The sequence below is a fragment of the Dorea sp. BIOML-A1 genome, assembly GCF_009875615.1.
In the GTDB taxonomy this organism is placed as follows: Bacteria; Bacillota; Clostridia; order Lachnospirales; family Lachnospiraceae; genus Dorea_A; species Dorea_A amylophila.
The window spans coordinates 134,139-151,295 of record NZ_WWSA01000001.1 but is presented as its reverse complement, the minus strand read 5'-3'; the positions used below and the strand labels follow the sequence as shown (position 1 = coordinate 151,295).

Sequence of the window (17,157 nt, the reverse complement as noted above, 5' to 3'; positions counted from 1 at the left end):
CGATAAGGAGAAAGAAAATAAATGATCTCTGTATTGGTTATAGAAGATGATACCCAGATTAGCCGTCTGATCGAGTCAACGCTGACCGCAGAAGGCTATCACTGTGAATGTGCACTTGATGGGCAGATCGGAGCTGACTGTATTGAGGAAAAAGTATATGATTTGATTCTTCTGGATTTGATGCTGCCCCAAATTAGCGGCTACGAACTGCTGGAATATATCGTAACTGTCGGAACACCGGTCATCATTATTTCTGCTATGGGACAGGTCAAAGACCGCATCCGGGGACTTCGTATGGGTGCGGATGATTATTTAAGTAAGCCGTTTCAGATTGGAGAGCTTTTGGCACGTGTAGAGACGGTACTTCGCCGTACAAAGCGGATACAGGATAAGATTACGATAGATGATGTGACGCTTGATCCGGTATCCCGCCAGGTATTTAAAGATGGGCATCAGATCAATCTGACTGTGAAAGAATTTGATCTTCTGATGGAGTTGGTTGGGAACAAAAATGTGGCTTTGAGCCGTGCCAGACTGTACGAAGCAGTCTGGGAGGAAGAATACAGTGGTGAGACCAGAACGCTGGATTCTCATATCCAGCGTCTGCGTAAAAAACTGGATTGGAATGACCGGATTGTGACAGTATTTCGCATCGGATACCGGCTGGAGGTTCATCAGTGAAATTTTTCTATAAGATATTTTTAAGCATGCTGCTGGTGCTGACGGTATCTTTGGCAACCATAGAGTACCTGACGGTATCGTACAGTCTGGAGCATGCATTGCAGCGGGAAGAAAATACCGCACTCTCCCAACATCAGATGGCCAAATATTCGATCCAGACAGTGCTACTTGGCATTACGGACGATTACACAACGTCCAATATGGAAAATATCGCAAAATCGGCAGAAACGCCTCTTGGTGCTCAAAGTGGTTTGTTTTTTGCCAGTCAGAACAGCCAGTCAGGGAGAGATGAGACAGTGTATTATAATTCCTGTAAGATCAATCCTTCGGACAGAATACCGGCGACGGGAATACTGGAATACGAGATACGGGAAACAGAAAAAGACAGATATCTGCAGGTTAGAAGCAGTTTTACACTCGATACCAACAGCTTTGTGCTGGTTACAGAGAAAAATGTAAAAGAACTGTTTCAGGATGCGGATACACTGCGCAGGCGCTGTGAATTCTTTTACTGGTGCATTCTTGCTACCGGTTCATTTTTGGTGCTTGTGATTACCTTTACCTTAACAAAGCCATTGCACAGACTGCAAGGCACAACCCGGAGATTTGCTAAAGGAGAGTATGATGTACGAGCAGAGATCAGTAGCCGGGACGAAATAGGGGATCTGTCAAAAACATTTAATTATATGGCAAAGACGATAGAAAGCAAGATGGAAGAGCTGAAGGATGCGGTCAGAAGACAGGAGGAGTTTACAGCAAACTTTGCCCATGAGCTGAAAACACCGATGACGTCAATCATAGGATATGCCGATACGTTGTATCAGAAGACTCTGTCGCCGGAGGAAGTACATCAACTGGCCGGAATCATTATGAATGAAGGCATGCGTCTGGAGGCGCTTTCCTTTAAGCTGATGGAGCTTGTTACGCTGTCGCAATCTAATTTTCAGCTGGAAGAAGCCAGGATTGATGAGGTTATTGCAGATGCTGTGGAAACGATCCAACCGACAGCAGAAAAAAGAAATGTTCGGGTGCAGCTTCAGACAGAATCAGCCTGGGTACGTCTGGAATATGATCTTTTTAAGACACTTTTATTGAATCTGATGGATAATGCCTTAAAATCGGGTACGGACCGGATAAATATACAGGGAAGCTGTGAAAAAGAACAGTATATGATTTCCATTCGTGATTACGGACGGGGAATCCCGAAAGAAGATCTGCAAAAGATCACTGAGGCTTTTTATATGGTGGACAAATCACGCTCGCGGAAGGAACACGGCGCAGGTCTTGGCCTTGCACTGGCAGTAAAAATCGCAAAGCTGCATCAGACAGAGCTTGTTTATGAGAGTGTGGCCGGACAGGGAACCTGTGTATCGTTTATGTTAGCAAAGGAGGCGGATGATGAAGAAGAGGAGGATTAAAGTACGGTATATCCTTCTTACCGTGACACTGGCGTTTTTGATTGCACTGACGGGAATGTTCGTCCCCAAGCTTCTTCTGAATACAAAGGCAAAGAAACTGGCAACTGCCACAGGGAGAATGGATAATGGAGATGTATCGCCATATACCTATACGATGGATACAAAGACCCGGATTGCCAGAGTAGAAAAGCTGGTAGAGCAGATATTTATAAGTGGTGCAGATATGTATATAAACGTACGTGATCCTCTTGACACGGAGCTTTCCTGCGAACAGGCTCAGAGGACGATAAAGAAATTTCTGATAGCATATGCGGATATGCTGGAAGAATACGGACTTTTGAGTACGGTGGAGCGTAATGATACGGACGCGCCGGTGTTCGGTTCAGGAAATGATGGGAATCTGCAGTATCAGGACAGGCTGACAGAAAGTGGGGACGCACAGTTGGAGAGAGACTGTACCTATATTCAGATGGAGCCACCGGATTTTATGGTGTCGCCGGAGGATCAGCAATTGTCTGTATGGGTGGACTCAGGTTATATCTATGATCAGTTTGTGGAGATCACCATTGATGCTGTGACTGGGCTGCCGGTTACCGTACAGTTTGGCATAGCAGGTATAGAGCCTGATGAGACCTGGTGTGAAGCCACAGCAGCAGTGCTTGAAAAAGTATATGGAATAGATTTGAAGTTTGGAACACCCGAGATGTTGTACGAGCCTTATGCCGGAGACATGATGCGTCAGGCAGGAAAGATGGACTTTGAATATGCGTATGGTTTTTCTTGTGTAACGCAGGACAATGCGCTGCATATGGAGTATCAGTACTATAGCGAAGATACCGGGTATGCGAAAAGTAAAACCTCCCGAGATGTATATGGTGAAATATATATATGCTTTTACGGGGAATAGAGCTGTACATTTTATGGAGTCTGGTACGGCTCCACTGCGATTTGACAACTCAGACACAACTTTGCGACAGGATGGAGATAACCTCCTGCTATACTGTGGATATACGGTATAGCAGGAGGCATTTTTTATGAAAGAACCAATGACAGATGCAAGGAGAAAACAACTTTACAGGATAAAAAAACGAAAAAGAAGAAAACAATGTATAAGAGTCGCTCTTCGCATGGCAGTACTGTGTTTTCTGGTTCTGTTTGCTGTGCAGAAAACAGCAGATCTGCTTCGGGTGGATGACAGTGACAGGATGGAGGATGCAGAACAGTCATACAGTGGACAGGGAGGAAAGACACGGACAAATACGGAAAAAACATGGGGAGTATTCGGAAAAGCAGATGTGCTGACACAGGAAGACAAGCTGCATAGTATAGAAGAAAGTGATGAGTATCCTGACCAGCTTAAGGAATTGGCAGAAAAAAATAATGAGACAATAGATTTTGTCTATGATTATCCGGAAATGAAGGATAAAAAGCAAACGATTGATCTGTCACAAGAAGCCAAAAACGATACAGTACCGCTTCTATTGCAGTGGGATGAACGCTGGGGGTATATGCCGTACAGTGGAGGTCTCCTCGGCTACACCGGCTGCGGACCGACGAATCTGGCAATGGTCGTTTTGTATCTGACCGGAGATAAAACGGTTACACCGGCATCTGTAGCAGAATACGCAGAGAGTGCCGGATACAGTGTGCCGGGATCAGGTAGCAGCTGGACACTGATTAGTGAAGGTTGTGAACATTATGGGATTCATGCTGAGGAAGTGCCGATGGATGAGGACAGAATAAAGGCAAAACTGGATGAGGGATGTCTGATCATCATCAATGTAGGACCCGGAGATTTTACAGATTCCGGCCATTTTATAACGATAATCGGATATGACAGGGACGGTTTTATCATCAATGACAGCAACAGTCGCACAAACAGTAAAAAAAGATGGTCATATGAGCAGTTGAGCAGACAGATGCGGAATCTATGGGCCATGTATAACTGAAGGGAAAAGCCAGATGTTGAACAGCTTTTGAACAGTGATACTACCATATTTTTCATATAGCAGCGATTGAAACACAAGGATTTTAGAATTTAGATATTTTTCTAAATAGTTGTTGACAATTCTGCTTCGTCAGAATATATTATATTTAGAAATATTTCTAAATACTTTTGAAAGAAGTGATGCTATGGCTTTTGCAGATACTTTTAAGGCCTTGTCCGATCCTGCACGCCGAGAAATCTTACAGTTATTAAAGAATGGCCGAATGTCCGCCGGAGAAATTGGTAGTCATTTTCATATGACCGGTGCTACTGTTTCCTATCATCTAAAGATTTTGAAAAAGGCTGATCTGATATGGGAAACAAAAGAAAAGAATTTTATTTACTATGATTTGAATACTTCCGTTGTAGAAGAATTACTTCTATGGTTAAAAGACTTGAAAGGAGACGAATCTCATGATGAAAAAATATAAATGGTCTTTGTTACTTGGCAGCCTTCTTTCTTTAAGCCCAATCTTGATCGGATTGCTTTTGTGGAATCAGCTTCCGACAAAGCTCCCTACCCATTTTTCCACTGGAAATACTCCAGATGGCTGGAGCAGCAAGGCAATTACCGTTTTCGGACTTCCGCTTTTTATGTTTGCAATGATGTGGTTTTGCTTTCTTTTCACCCATGTTGATCCAAAACGCCAGAACATCAGTCCGAAGCTGATCCGGGCACTTGTGTGGTTCATGGCTGCACTTTCCCCGATTGTTGTGTGCTCTAGCTATGCTATTGCTCTTGGAATAAATGTGAATATTACTCTGCTCACTTATCTGATCATTGGACTCATGCTTTTGGTAATTGGCAATTATCTGTCAAAAACAAAACAGAACTATAGTGCTGGCATTCGGATTCCATGGACACTGTCCAGTGAAGAAAACTGGAATCGCACACACCGTGTCAGCTCCAGACTGTTTATCTTTTGTGGCCTGGCTATGATCGCCAATGGATTTCTGGACTCTAAGATACTGTTATTTTTCATCATGGCAGTGTTGATCGTTATCCCATATGCATATTCTTTTTTCTTATTTAAAAAAGGAATATGATGTACACTTTTGGAACATGCCTTTGTAGCTGCAATAAGGGCATATTATAGTATCAATTTAACGAAAGATATTGTACCGGGAAATATGTATCAGGTGATTAATGATCAGGAATATAGCCTGAATGAACAATTTCATAAGTACTGGACGAAATCTGCACTTTTTCATCCGATAGGACGAAGGCAACGTATAAATTCAGATGTTCTGATACAGGGCGTGGTATGAGTAAAGATTTTATTTCCCATGTATTTGAACCATTTGCACAAGAGGATTCCTGTGCAAGAACCAGCTATATGGGTACGGGACTCGGAATGGCGATTGCTAAACAGCTTACAGAAATGATGGAAGGCAATATTGCTGTAGAAAGTGAGTTAGATGTCGGAACAACATTTACAGTTACAATTCCATTTGAACTTGATTCTAATTATAAAGAAGCATATGCTCTGGAAAATGTTGATTTTTCAAAAAGCCTTTCCGGTCTGAAAGTGCTTTTGGTAGAAGATAATGAACTGAATATGGAAATAGCAAAATTTATTCTTGAAAATGCAGAGTTAGAATCAATAACAATGAGAAAGGAAGTACGAGATTAGACATCTATAACAAAGATACCAATATAGTGTACGATTACAAATTTGTAAAGAATCCCGGTAAGGGTCTTTCAAAAAGGCAGATTGAAAAAATAAAGAAAGAAGGCCCATTAGGATTAGGTAACGAGGATATTATAGAGATTAATCCAAATTAAATAATTTATTTAAGCTATTGCAACCAATATGTTGCAATAGCTTAGAAAAGAGGTAAATATGGGACGACCAAAAATAAATAAAACTAAAATAACAAATGATTGGCAGAAGTATTGTCCTGAATTAAGAAAATTGCGTATGCTTGATATAGATAATAGAGTAGGACCGTTAGTAATCGGCTTCTATTTACAAGTAATAGGAGACGGGACGATTTATATGCCGTTATATAAAGTGGAAAATCTATATAGCCATTATAGTGTATTACCTTCTAGTTTGGAAATAGAAGGTCGAACAATGGATATGCAGACACACGAAGCTTATAGCGAGCAAGTTGCGCAGCAATTGATTGAAAAAGCTTATATTCCGTTACAAGGTGAAGTGACATTTGAGAATATAAAAAATGGGTATGAAAGATATTTTAAAAATCCAAATAAGGGAACAATTGTGGAATATGAGGACTATGTGTATATCAGTAGTTGGACAAGAAATAAGTTATTTTTTGAGACCGCATTAAATACGGTTTATAATGAACTAAAAGCATGGCCTGAAGAAAGATATTTTGTACAGGCTGGAGGATTTCAAAATTGGATATTAGAACTGGAAAAAAAGGCGGGCAATCATGAAATATTAGAAGACAATTATAGAAAAAAAATTGCAAAATATAAAATTGAGAAATTGCCAGAAAGACCATTTTATTTTTAAATGAAATACAGAGAAAATGACAATGAATTTAAAAGAAATAGAAAAACAATTATATACCGATAAATATTTAGATGAAAAAAGTATTATATTTATGCATCAATTATTAACGAAATAGGCGGTTTCATCGGAAGTGTCAAAGGATTAGTATTACTGAGTATATATGAATATTCACTGAAGTGGTCAGACCCTATTAAGAAAAAAAGTACATAATAGCTATATGTAAATCAGGAGAGAAGGTGAAAATAATTAATATTGCTTAACAATAAATGTTTAGGCGTTTATATTTGAAACAATAAAAGAAAGGAGATGGAATATGGGAAAAAAATGCATTTACATTGTATTGTTTATTTCTACAGGAATTTACGCAATTGCAGATTATTATTGTATTTACAATTTTACATTTACCCTTCTATTTACGATATTTTTAATTTTTAATTTAGTAAATAGTGTAATATGTTTTGCAAAAAATGGCTGTGAATTTTCTATAATTGCATCTATTATTTATGTTTTTATGATAGTGCATAATCTTTTCGTTCTCGCTTTTAACTATTCCATTAGTTCAGGAGGATTTCATAGCATTTGAGGAGACCAGCTATGAAGAAAATTATATCTGGAATATTAACGCTGAGTTTGGCAATTATATTATTTGCAAATATGGAACAAAGATGTCAAAGCCGAAATCGAACGTCGTGTAAACGACTCAAATCAATAATCAATCATATGTGAATTGTCAAGGTACTCCGGCCGCAAAAATGCAGCCGGGGATTTTTATATCCATGTCTAAAATTTAAGTGCTTACAATATTTACGATACAGGGCAGCTTTTTTTTCATATTTTTCGGGACATTTTTTATCTATATGCGTCTAATCTATGTAAGAAAAATAAATCGGCCGATATAAAGGTGGTGTTAAAGTGACAAAAGAGCAATTGGGAGTACTGATTCTCGACTGCGAGAGGCAGTTATATTCTACAGCCAAGACAATCTTATACAGTGATCAGGACTGTGCTGATGCCATTCAAGATACGATTGTAAAGGCATTTTCCAAGATTCAAACATTGAAAAATGACAAATATGCAAAAACATGGCTGATTCGGATCCTGATCAATGAATGTTATACCATTTTGCGAAAATCCAGTAAACTGACTTCGTTGGATGTGATGGATGAGCAGACGAAGGCAGAAAAAATAATGATGACAAAGGAAAAGGCTGATTACAGTGAATTGTACCAGGCAATCAATGCATTAAAAGAAGAATTGCGACTTCCGGTAATTTTGTATTATATTGAGGATTTTAATATCCGGGAAATCGCACAGATTCTGGATATTACAGAAGGTGCAGTACAGAAACGACTTGCCAGGGCAAGAGGAAAACTTAGATGCAATCTGCGAGAAAGTGAGGCGGCGATATGAGGTTTGAGGATATGAAAAACAATATTCCGGAGACTCCGGAGTTTATCCATGTAATGATACAAAATGAAGTAGACAGACAGCTTCAGGGAACCACAATTATACAGATTCCGAAGAAAAGGAAGAAATGGAACGGTGCAAGAGTGGCAGCGGCAGCAATGGTCTGCGTGCTGGCAACTTCCACAGTAGCTTATGCGGGTGTGAAAATGTACCGCATGTATGTGGAAAAACAGGGCGATTACAGTGTGAAGACGGGGATAACATCAGAAAATAAATTAGAAGATCTTCCGGCGCAGATTCACGATATTGATTTCAAGACCGGATATATTCCGGATGGCATGAAATGGGTAGACGAGTCACATCTGGAATATCCGCAAAGCAAACGTATGGGTGGATTTAGTTTTGCGTCCGTACTTTTGGACAATGATGATCTGAATCAGGCACTGGAAAATAAAAATGTTGTCGAGTCCGAGGAGAGAACATTTGGCAAATACGAAGGTGTATATCTGAAATATAACAATTTAAAGACTGAAAAAGGTGCATTTGACCAAAGAATCTATCTCTTATGCCCGGATAAATACCGTGTGATCACAATCTATATCGGAGATGATGTATCGAAAGATGATGCTGTGAAAGTAGCAGAAAATCTTGAGATTACAGAAAATGACAAGATGATGGAAACAGCGAAGATGTATACCTGGAGCGATGAGATCAACCCGAACGTTGAGACCGGCGATGAAATGGTAACGTCTGTATCTGAGGATAAATTAAAGGTGTACAAGATTGGCGAAGATTTTACATTATCTGCATCAGGAGAAGATAAAGACGGAAACAATATCGTAAATGATAAAATTTCTGCCCACGTAGATTCGGTTCAGACAGCGGATAATCTGAAGTTACTTAACGGTGCAGACTTACCGGAAGAATGGGAAAATGTGATCGATTCCAACGGAAAACTTGTAAAGAATAAAGTTTCTTGTATCAAATCCGGCGATGGAGTCAATACAGTAGATCAGGTCGTAAAGACAGAAAATGTAAATCAGAAACTTGTTTATGCAACAGTCACGTATACAAATAATTCAGATCAGGAAATCAAGCACATGTTGTATATCGGAAATCTGGCATTGATTTATCATGAAAACGGGGAATACCATATTTATAATGCAATGGAACAGTCCGGTAACGGATATGACCGTGTGAGTTGGGACGGCGTGGCGCATACTGCAGAAATGACCTACAGTAGTGTGCAAGAAGATTATGGGAATGGTGGTAATTATATTTCGTCTCTGAAACCGGGCGAGAGCATTCAAGTCAACATGGCATGGATCGTCAATGAAGATAATCTGGCGGATATGTACCTGAATCTGGACGGCGAAGGCGGTGCCTATGATTTTAACGAAGGTATGCTGGAAGCAGGAGTTGTGGATATCAGAAAGTAGAAAAAAGCCGACACTTTGCGAAGAATGCAAAGTGTCGGCTTTTTTCTACTTTCTGAAGATTCATAACTTATATAAGTCGGTATGCAAGACTGAAAGGGTCAGCCCCTATTAAGAGAGATGATTGAAAGCACGAAAAATATAGTTGTATGATCCAGGTTGTAGAAAATATAAATTATAGCTATAATATGAGTAAGAAAATTTGTGAGTAAAGATAAGAAGAACGGTTGTAGGTCTATGCTAACAATGGAATCTGTAACCATAAAAGTTCCAGTAGGAATGTCGAAATATTTACTGACAATGAATCCGGAAATGGAACTTACGAGAAATATAAATTCAAGGATGGAACGATACGATGTTAAATATTTTTTTAGGAGAGATGAAGGATGCAATTTATCATCCGCCGACATACTTTGATAATGTGTATGAAGACGAATGGATTACAGATCCATTGTCGATAGAAATGATTCGTGATATAGATAAGTCAGATGTGCTGGGGGTACATTTGATAGAAAGTCCTGTTCTGGGTCCGATATCGCCGAAAGACTTGTCTGGGGGAGTTAAGACATTGATGTTAATGGCTTTTGCAGATCAAGACAAAGTATTTAATGCATCTGCATGTGGGGATAATTGTGCAAAGTGGATTTTGAAAATTGGACAAGGAAAAGACCTGACGATTAATTTAAATCATATCATGAATTTTGGAGAGGATTCATTTGAGGCAAAAATATTAAATACAGGGGAAGTAGTTCATGATATGCTGGATTTTATAAAAATTGCCGGACAATATGTATAGGGGATAGGCATGAAGGGAAAACATAAAGTTGTTATAAAAAATAACAGATTGCATTATGAATTTGAAATAAAAAGGAATATTACAATTATAAAAGGTGACAGTGCAACGGGAAAAACAACGTTGATTAATATGATCCGTCAGTTTACCAACCTTGGGAATTCCAGTGGGATAGAGTTAGTGTGTGATGTGCCATGCAGAGTATTGGAAGGAATTGACTGGCAGATCATTTTACACAATATTTCAGGAAATATTATATTTATAGATGAAGAAAATGCATTCATAAAAACAGAGCAATTTGCCAAGGCTGTTCGAGAATCAGATAATTATTTTGTTTTGATTACGAGAGAAAATTTGTATAATCTGCCATATAGCGTAGAAGAAATCTACGGACTGCATTCATCTGGAAAATATCAGAATACAAAAAGAATATAAAAATGTATTTACCGGAATCATTTGAATGGATGATATTGAATGCAGGTGTGGTTCAAGAAAAAGAAATTATGGAGATTCTAAAAGAACCAGAAAAATATATAGAAAGTCAAAAATATTTTAGCTGGGAAAGATTTTTCACCAATCTATTGATAGAGAAGACTGATGGAACATATATGAAGTACCAGAAAAGTAAGCTAAATCCAGTTTATCTGCATGAAAAGAATAAAAGAATGATTCTAAGCAGTGTCAGAGAAATCCTATGAAAAAATTGTACAAATGAAGCAGATATGGCGCAAACCTCCTTTCTATGGGCGTTTGCGCAGTGTCGAAAAGGTTCGATTCCGGGACGTATGAGCTGTCTGAAACCGAAAGAAACAAGCTGGAGACAGCAATGTTTCCAACAGAATAACTGAATATCGAAGAAGTAGACTGCCGGGGAATTTAGCTCTGTTTTATGAGGAAAATATTTAAAGAAAAGCCCATAAAATCAATGATTTAGGGCTTGACATTATAGGAAGGAATGGTTATGAGTTATAAGCAATTAATGAAAAAATATATATGGCTATTATTTTGTAGTATTATAACGATGCTGGTATCTGGATATGTGTATATAAATCATTATTTTAGTTTTATTATGCTCATTGGTGTTACCTGTAGTATTGGTTCAACTATTGAATTAATATCATTAATCATTACAACACATAAAGGTAATAAGGAAGAGTAGCAAAAAAGATCAGTTATGACATGTGTTACATTAGAGTTGAAATCACAGGAGAAAAAGGAAATCGAATATGAACAGCAGAAAAAAAGTCTTATGGAAGATATTCATTTCAACATTATATTTAAGCGCATTTACATTCGGCGGTGGCTACGTGATCGTGAGTTTGATGAAGAAGAAATTCGTAGATGAGCTTCACTGGATCGAAGAGAAAGAAATGCTGGATCTGGTTGCGATCGCACAGTCTTCACCCGGGGCGATTGCGATAAACGGATCGATTGTCGTAGGATATAAGCTTGCGGGAATTACCGGTGTACTGGTATCGATCATTGGAACAATTATTCCGCCATTTGTTATTATATCGTTACTTTCGGTTTGTTATAATACATTTCGTAGTAATGAACTGGTAAGTCAGATGCTGGAAGGCATGCAGGCGGGAGTCGGAGCGGTGATTGCATCGGTGACGTATGAGATGGGAGCAGGCATAGTGAAGGAAAAGGACGGAATCTCACTGCTGATCATGGCAGGGGCATTTGTAGCATCCTGTGTATTTGAGGTAAATGTTGTGTATATTGTGATCATATGTGGATTGCTGGGGGTTTTACGCACATGTATGAACAGGAAAGGGGCAGGCAAATGATATATCTGCAGCTTTTTTTTAGTTTTTTACAGGTTGGGATGTTCAGCTTTGGCGGCGGTTATGCGGCGATGCCTTTGATACAGGGACAGGTTGTGACGGGACATCATTGGCTTAGTATGTCGGAATTTACGGATCTTATTACAATCTCCCAGATGACACCGGGACCGATCGCGGTAAATTCGGCAACCTTTGTCGGAATCAAGATTGCGGGAATACCGGGTGCGCTGGCGGCAACATTTGGATGCATTCTGCCCTCATGTATTATCGTAACTGTCATTGCAAAACTCTATTTAAAATATCGCAGTATGGAGGTACTGCAAGGCGTGCTGGGGTCTTTAAGACCTGCCGTTGTGGCGATGATCGCATCAGCAGGGATCGCAATCATGATCACGGCATTCTGGGGAAGCAGGGATCAGATCGCACTTGCGGGGACGAAGTGGAGTCTGGTAGTGATTTTTGCAGTCTGCATGATATTACTTCGGAAAGTGAAAATGAATCCAATATGGGTGATGGTTATGGCCGGAGTGATGAAAGTGGGAATGTCACTCATTTGAAATCGGGCTACCGCAATCCCACTGGCTTTAGACGGTGGGGTAAGGTAGCCGGAAGCGGAGGTTTGTGCTACACTTGCGTTATGGGAACGTGGAAATCAAAAAACAGACACAAATATTTGTTACAGTATCATATTATTTCCGTATGCAAGAGTATAGAAAGAAATTGCTGATGTCAAAACAAATATCAGATGATATAAAGCAGTTTTCTTATGAGATATGTCAAAAGCATAAAGTCATTATCAGATATATGGAGACAGATAAAGATCATATTCATTACATGATAGAAACAGAACCAACAATGTCTATCAGTAAAATAGTAAATCTGATGAAGAATTATACAACATATCATATTTGGAAAAGATATCCGGATTATCTACGAAAACATTTCTGGAAAGAACATACTTTTTGGACGGACGGATATTTTGTCTGCAGTGTAGGAAATGTTTCAGAAGAGATGTTGAGAAAATATATAGAAAATCAAGGGTAGGAAGGTGGCGACAGTGGGTGTTAAAAGCATATAAATACAGGATATATCCTAATAGCGAACAAAGAATTCAGATTGCAAAAACATTTGGCTGTTGCCGTTTTGTTTACAATCAGACATTGGCATATCGGAAAGAAATATACGAGAAAGAGAAAAAGTCAGTTAGTAAAACGGATTGTAATAATTATTGTAACAGAGAATTAAAGAAAGACTATGAATGGTTAAAAGAAATAGATAAATTTGCTCTGACCAACGCAATCTATAACATGGACGCTTCATATCAAAAATTCTTTAAGGAGCATGCAGGATATCCGAAATTCAAGAGCAAACACGATAACCATAAATCATACACAACAAACTTCACAAATGGAAATATTGCGGTAGATTTTGAGACAGGGAAGATAAAATTGCCAAAATTAAAAACGGTAAAAGCAAGGTTACACAGGGAATATAGTGGGCAGATTAAGTCAGCGACCATTTCGCAGGTTTCCAGTGGAAAATACTATGTGTCCATACTTGTAAAAACGGAGCATAAGGAACTGGCACATACAAATCATAACATAGGAATCGATTTAGGAATTAAAGATTTATGTATTACTTCCGATGGGAAGGTATATGAGAGTCTAAAAATCATAAAAAAATACGAGAAACAGCTTGTAAAGCTGCAAAGGCAACTGTCACATAAAGGAAAGAGAAGTAAGAACTATTATAAAACAAAGAAAAAGATAGCATTATGCCATGAGAAAATAAGGAATATAAGAAAAGATTATCTACATAAAGTTTCACATGAGATTATCAGCGAAAACCAAGTGATAGTTTCAGAAAATTTACAGATAAAAAACATGGTAAAAAATCATCATCTGGCAAAAGCCATAAGTGATGTATCATGGTATGAGCTGACAAGACAGTTAGAGTATAAGGCAAAATGGAATGGCAGGAAATACATCAAAATAGATACATTTTATGCTAGTAGTCAATTATGTTCTGTTTGTGGGTATCAGAATCCAGATACAAAAGATTTGTCAGTGAGGACATGGATATGTCCGAAATGCGGAGCAGAACATGACAGGGATATCAATGCTGCGAAAAATATACTGACAGAAGGATTAAGACAAATAGCATAAAGAAATATATAGGGCAGGGACTGCCCAAATTAACGCCTGTGGAGATAGTAGGTTACGAGGTCGATGAAGCAGGAAGCCCATTGGCTTAAGACAATGGGTAGTTCACTAAAGGGGAAATTACATAGGGAAAAAACAAAAAATGTGGAAAAAGCAGGAGAGGGACAAAAAAATGGGGAAAAAAACAATTGAGAAAAATGCGATCACGGAAGGCGTTATCTGGAAACAACTGTTGATCTTCTTTTTCCCAATCATGCTTGGAACGTTGATCCAGCAGTTATATACAACGGTGGATACGATCATTGTAGGCCGCTTCGTGGGAAAAGCGGCACTTGCAAGTGTCGGAGGACCGGCAGCCGTATTATCGACGATCGTTGTTACCTTCTTCAATGGTCTGGCGAATGGGGCGGCAGTTATTATCGCACAATATTATGGTGCAAAGGACAGGAAGAGCCTGCATGTGGGGGTACATACGGCATATCTGTTCTCTGTCGTGATCAGTCTGATCGTATCACTGACCGGTACAGTATTGACACCATGGCTGCTTAAAATCATGAATACACCACAGGATATGATGGCAGATTCTATAACTTATCTCAGAATTTACTTTATGGGAATTCTGTTTACGCTGGTCTACAATATGGGATCGGCAATCATGAGGGCGGTCGGAGATTCCAGAAGACCACTTCTCTATCTGTTGATCTGCTGTGTGATGAATATCATACTGGACATTGTCATGGTGGTAGGAATGAAGATGGGAATTGCGGGGGCAGCACTCGCAACGGTTATTTCACAATGTGTCAGTGCAGTTCTGGTTACCTGGTCGTTGACCAGGGCATATGATGCTATGAAATTAAAGTTCCGGGAACTCCGGATGGATACCAGAGTGTTGAGAAAAGAATTGAAAATCGGTGTTCCTGGGGCACTTCAGGCATGTGCCTACGGTGTGACGAATGTAGTGATCCAGGCATCCGTCAACAGTTTTGGTACAGATACCGCTGCAGGATGGGCAGCTTACGGAAAGCTTGATATGATCTTCTGGACAGTATCGAGCGCGCTTGGTGCGGCCGTGACCACATTCGCCGGACAGAACTACGGGGCGGGAAAGATGGACAGGGTATATAAAAGTATCCGGGTGAATGTAGTGATCTCTTATATATTTACAGGAGCTATTATTATAGTCCTGTTTGCATTCTGCGAACCGTTATACCATATGTTCACGACAGATCCAAAGGTCATCGGGATAGGAGTATATATGTTACGTTTCCTGATTCCGAGTTATCTGTTGAGTGTGCTGCTTGAGAATCTGTCTGGAGGACTGCGTGGTCTGGGAGATGTCCTCTGGCCGACCATATTTACATTCGGAGGTCTGTTCTTTGTAAGGCTTCCGTGGATCATAATTCTTACGAAGATTCATCATAAGGTGGAGATTCTGCTGATCAGTTATCCGCTGGCATGGGGGGCAACGTTACTTTGTCTGATCCCGTACTATTTCTGGCGGAAGAAAAGAAGAATGAGTACATATGGATCTCATCTTCAAAAATCATAGATTATATGTTAAAATATAGACAGTATGTTTGGAGAAAAGAGTAGCAGGAAAGGACAGAAAGAATGAGGTGTGCGATGACGGATAAGAAGGACTGTATGACAATGGAGCAGGCAGAACAGAAGATGGAGTGCCTAAGAGAAGTGTTCTCAATTGTACGCCTGGTTGATGGTGAGATGCTGGAGAAGAGAGCGGAGCACAGTGCGGATGCAGATGTAATGGAGATGTGTCAGTGCTATTCATTCTGGAATAAGGCAAAGCCGTGTGAGAATTGCATATCTATGAAATCGCTGAGAGAAAAAAAACAGGCAGCGAAGCTGGAATTTCTGGATTCGGATATTTTTCAGGTGTTTTCAAGATATGTGGAGATTGATGGAAAACCGTACGTAATGGAGATGTTGAAGAAGCTGGATGAAGACACATTGATTGATGCGGTTGGATATGGGAAGATGGTCCAGAAGCTTTCTGTTTATAATGACAAGCTTTACAGAGATGCGCTGACAGGGGCTTATAATCGGAGATACTATGAAGATGAGATTAAGCATGTAAAGGGAAAAGCAGGGGTTGCGATTCTTGATGTAGATGATTTTAAGTTATATAATGATATGCGTGGTCATCACGCAGGAGATATGGCACTGATTACAGTGGTAGAAGTAATACGGCAATATATCAGAAAGACAGATAAACTGATCAGATACGGAGGGGATGAATTTCTGCTTTTACTGCCGGAGATCGACAGTGAGAACTTTGCGCGGAAGCTGAATAAGATTAAGAAAAAAATTGCTGAAACGAGTGTCCCAGGATATGAGCGGATTAAGTTATCAGTCAGCATCGGAGGTGTGTCAGCGACAGAAGAGACAGTGGAAGAGGCTGTCCAGAGAGCGGATAAACGGATGTACCTTGCTAAAATGTATAAAAATACTGCAATGGTAGAGGGAATGGATCAGAAAATAGCGGAGGAGGATCATGATGAGCATACGGATATTCTAAAGCCACGGATTCTTATTGTAGATGATTCTAAGATCAACCGAGAACTTCTGACAGAAATTCTGCAGGATAAGTACCAGATCATAGAAGCGGAAAACGGGAACGAATGTGTGGAGAAGCTGGAGAAATATGGAAATGATATAGCATTGATACTTCTGGATATTGTGATGCCGAAGATGGATGGATTTGCAGTACTGGAATATATGAATCAGGAACAGTGGATAGATGACATTCCGGTAATTGTAATATCAGGAGAGGATTCGGAAGAATCTATCTGGAGAGCTTACGAAGCCGGTGCAGTGGATTATATTAGGCGTCCGTTTGATATGCGGATCGTATATCAACGGGTATTTAACATGATCAAATTATATGCAAAACAGCGCAGACTGGTAAAAATCCTGACAGCGCAGATAGAAGAGAGAGAAAACCTGTCACAGATTTCCGACAAGTCATAATCATTGATG

Annotated in this window: 19 protein-coding genes and 1 pseudogene; all 20 read left to right on the top strand. The window is 39.5% G+C overall.

Translation table 11 applies throughout. The annotated features are described in order from the left end of the window. The first annotated feature begins 21 nt into the window (after positions 1-21). The 20 genes and pseudogenes from GT508_RS00740 (at position 22) to GT508_RS00650 (ending at position 17,148) form a co-directional block, all read left to right on the top strand. Positions 22-681: a response regulator transcription factor gene (locus GT508_RS00740; RefSeq protein ID WP_023923471.1), complete on the top strand. Its 660-nt coding sequence runs from the start codon at positions 22-24 to the stop codon at positions 679-681. Next, positions 678-2,099: an ATP-binding protein gene (locus GT508_RS00735; protein WP_161143361.1), complete on the top strand. Its 1,422-nt coding sequence runs from the start codon at positions 678-680 to the stop codon at positions 2,097-2,099. Before GT508_RS00740 ends, GT508_RS00735 begins: the two co-directional genes overlap by 4 nt. Then, positions 2,077-3,006 carry a hypothetical protein gene (locus GT508_RS00730; protein ID WP_161143360.1) on the top strand — a complete coding sequence of 310 codons (930 nt, stop codon included), beginning with the start codon at positions 2,077-2,079 and terminating at the stop codon, positions 3,004-3,006. Before GT508_RS00735 ends, GT508_RS00730 begins: the two co-directional genes overlap by 23 nt. Before the next feature lie 127 nt (positions 3,007-3,133). Further along, positions 3,134-4,048 carry a C39 family peptidase gene (locus GT508_RS00725; RefSeq protein ID WP_161143359.1) on the top strand — a complete coding sequence of 305 codons (915 nt, stop codon included), beginning with the start codon at positions 3,134-3,136 and terminating at the stop codon, positions 4,046-4,048. Positions 4,049-4,232: 184 nt separating this feature from the next. Beyond that, a complete protein-coding gene (locus GT508_RS00720; RefSeq protein WP_023923479.1) occupies positions 4,233-4,517 on the top strand; it encodes an autorepressor SdpR family transcription factor in 285 nt (94 codons plus the stop codon). Then, positions 4,501-5,133 carry an SdpI family protein gene (locus GT508_RS00715; RefSeq protein WP_161143358.1) on the top strand — a complete coding sequence of 211 codons (633 nt, stop codon included), beginning with the start codon at positions 4,501-4,503 and terminating at the stop codon, positions 5,131-5,133. Before GT508_RS00720 ends, GT508_RS00715 begins: the two co-directional genes overlap by 17 nt. A 140-nt stretch (positions 5,134-5,273) precedes the next feature. Beyond that, entirely contained in the window at positions 5,274-5,720 is a 447-nt protein-coding gene (locus tag GT508_RS00710) for an ATP-binding protein (protein WP_264292902.1), read from the top strand. 26 nt (positions 5,721-5,746) lie between these two features. Next, positions 5,747-5,872, top strand: a complete 126-nt coding sequence (locus tag GT508_RS14785; protein WP_264292901.1) for a hypothetical protein — start codon at positions 5,747-5,749, stop codon at positions 5,870-5,872. 58 nt (positions 5,873-5,930) lie between these two features. Continuing rightward, positions 5,931-6,572, top strand: a complete 642-nt coding sequence (locus tag GT508_RS00705; protein WP_118224236.1) for a hypothetical protein — start codon at positions 5,931-5,933, stop codon at positions 6,570-6,572. 912 nt (positions 6,573-7,484) lie between these two features. Then, positions 7,485-7,982, top strand: a complete 498-nt coding sequence (locus GT508_RS00700) for a sigma-70 family RNA polymerase sigma factor (protein WP_117605803.1) — start codon at positions 7,485-7,487, stop codon at positions 7,980-7,982. A gap of 11 nt (positions 7,983-7,993) precedes the next feature. Next, positions 7,994-9,418 (top strand): DUF4367 domain-containing protein, encoded by a 1,425-nt coding sequence (locus tag GT508_RS00695; protein WP_227097430.1) that lies wholly within the window; start codon positions 7,994-7,996, stop codon positions 9,416-9,418. Positions 9,419-9,770: 352 nt separating this feature from the next. Further along, a complete protein-coding gene (locus GT508_RS00690) occupies positions 9,771-10,211 on the top strand; it encodes a DUF4869 domain-containing protein (protein WP_028086082.1) in 441 nt (146 codons plus the stop codon). A 9-nt stretch (positions 10,212-10,220) separates the two neighbouring features. Then, the gene (locus GT508_RS14860; protein ID WP_028086083.1) at positions 10,221-10,643 is read left to right on the top strand and encodes a hypothetical protein; all 423 of its coding nucleotides are present in this window, start codon (positions 10,221-10,223) and stop codon (positions 10,641-10,643) included. A gap of 2 nt (positions 10,644-10,645) precedes the next feature. Beyond that, the gene (locus GT508_RS14855) at positions 10,646-10,906 is read left to right on the top strand and encodes a hypothetical protein (protein WP_028086084.1); all 261 of its coding nucleotides are present in this window, start codon (positions 10,646-10,648) and stop codon (positions 10,904-10,906) included. A gap of 528 nt (positions 10,907-11,434) precedes the next feature. Beyond that, a complete protein-coding gene (locus GT508_RS00675) occupies positions 11,435-12,001 on the top strand; it encodes a chromate transporter (RefSeq protein ID WP_028086086.1) in 567 nt (188 codons plus the stop codon). Further along, on the top strand, positions 11,998-12,555 hold the full coding sequence (locus tag GT508_RS00670; protein ID WP_028086087.1) for a chromate transporter: 558 nt from the start codon (positions 11,998-12,000) through the stop codon (positions 12,553-12,555). The genes GT508_RS00675 and GT508_RS00670 overlap by 4 nt, the downstream gene beginning before the upstream one ends. Positions 12,556-12,635: 80 nt before the next feature. Beyond that, positions 12,636-13,042 (top strand): annotated as a pseudogene (gene tnpA, locus GT508_RS00665) (IS200/IS605 family transposase). Positions 13,043-13,059: 17 nt separating this feature from the next. After that, a complete protein-coding gene (gene tnpB, locus GT508_RS00660) occupies positions 13,060-14,163 on the top strand; it encodes an IS200/IS605 family element RNA-guided endonuclease TnpB (RefSeq protein WP_028086089.1) in 1,104 nt (367 codons plus the stop codon). Between the two features lie 169 nt (positions 14,164-14,332). Continuing rightward, positions 14,333-15,709 carry an MATE family efflux transporter gene (locus tag GT508_RS00655; RefSeq protein WP_161143355.1) on the top strand — a complete coding sequence of 459 codons (1,377 nt, stop codon included), beginning with the start codon at positions 14,333-14,335 and terminating at the stop codon, positions 15,707-15,709. Positions 15,710-15,783: 74 nt separating this feature from the next. Next, a complete protein-coding gene (locus GT508_RS00650) occupies positions 15,784-17,148 on the top strand; it encodes a diguanylate cyclase (RefSeq protein WP_161143354.1) in 1,365 nt (454 codons plus the stop codon). The last annotated feature ends 9 nt before the right edge of the window (positions 17,149-17,157 follow it).

Bases quoted from the DNA above. Each gene is read 5' to 3' on its own strand.
- GT508_RS00690 (WP_028086082.1), top strand. From the start codon at position 9,771: ATGTTAAATATTTTTTTAGGAGAGATGAAGGATGCAATTTATCATCCG.
- GT508_RS00705 (WP_118224236.1), top strand. From the start codon at position 5,931: ATGGGACGACCAAAAATAAATAAAACTAAAATAACAAATGATTGGCAG.
- GT508_RS00715 (WP_161143358.1), top strand. From the start codon at position 4,501: ATGATGAAAAAATATAAATGGTCTTTGTTACTTGGCAGCCTTCTTTCT.
- GT508_RS00725 (WP_161143359.1), top strand. From the start codon at position 3,134: ATGAAAGAACCAATGACAGATGCAAGGAGAAAACAACTTTACAGGATA.
- GT508_RS14860 (WP_028086083.1), top strand. From the start codon at position 10,221: ATGAAGGGAAAACATAAAGTTGTTATAAAAAATAACAGATTGCATTAT.
- GT508_RS00695 (WP_227097430.1), top strand. From the start codon at position 7,994: ATGAAAAACAATATTCCGGAGACTCCGGAGTTTATCCATGTAATGATA.
- GT508_RS00670 (WP_028086087.1), top strand. From the start codon at position 11,998: ATGATATATCTGCAGCTTTTTTTTAGTTTTTTACAGGTTGGGATGTTC.
- GT508_RS00655 (WP_161143355.1), top strand. From the start codon at position 14,333: ATGGGGAAAAAAACAATTGAGAAAAATGCGATCACGGAAGGCGTTATC.
- GT508_RS00730 (WP_161143360.1), top strand. From the start codon at position 2,077: ATGATGAAGAAGAGGAGGATTAAAGTACGGTATATCCTTCTTACCGTG.
- GT508_RS00650 (WP_161143354.1), top strand. From the start codon at position 15,784: ATGACGGATAAGAAGGACTGTATGACAATGGAGCAGGCAGAACAGAAG.
- GT508_RS00675 (WP_028086086.1), top strand. From the start codon at position 11,435: ATGAACAGCAGAAAAAAAGTCTTATGGAAGATATTCATTTCAACATTA.
- GT508_RS00720 (WP_023923479.1), top strand. From the start codon at position 4,233: ATGGCTTTTGCAGATACTTTTAAGGCCTTGTCCGATCCTGCACGCCGA.
- GT508_RS14855 (WP_028086084.1), top strand. From the start codon at position 10,646: ATGTATTTACCGGAATCATTTGAATGGATGATATTGAATGCAGGTGTG.
- GT508_RS00740 (WP_023923471.1), top strand. From the start codon at position 22: ATGATCTCTGTATTGGTTATAGAAGATGATACCCAGATTAGCCGTCTG.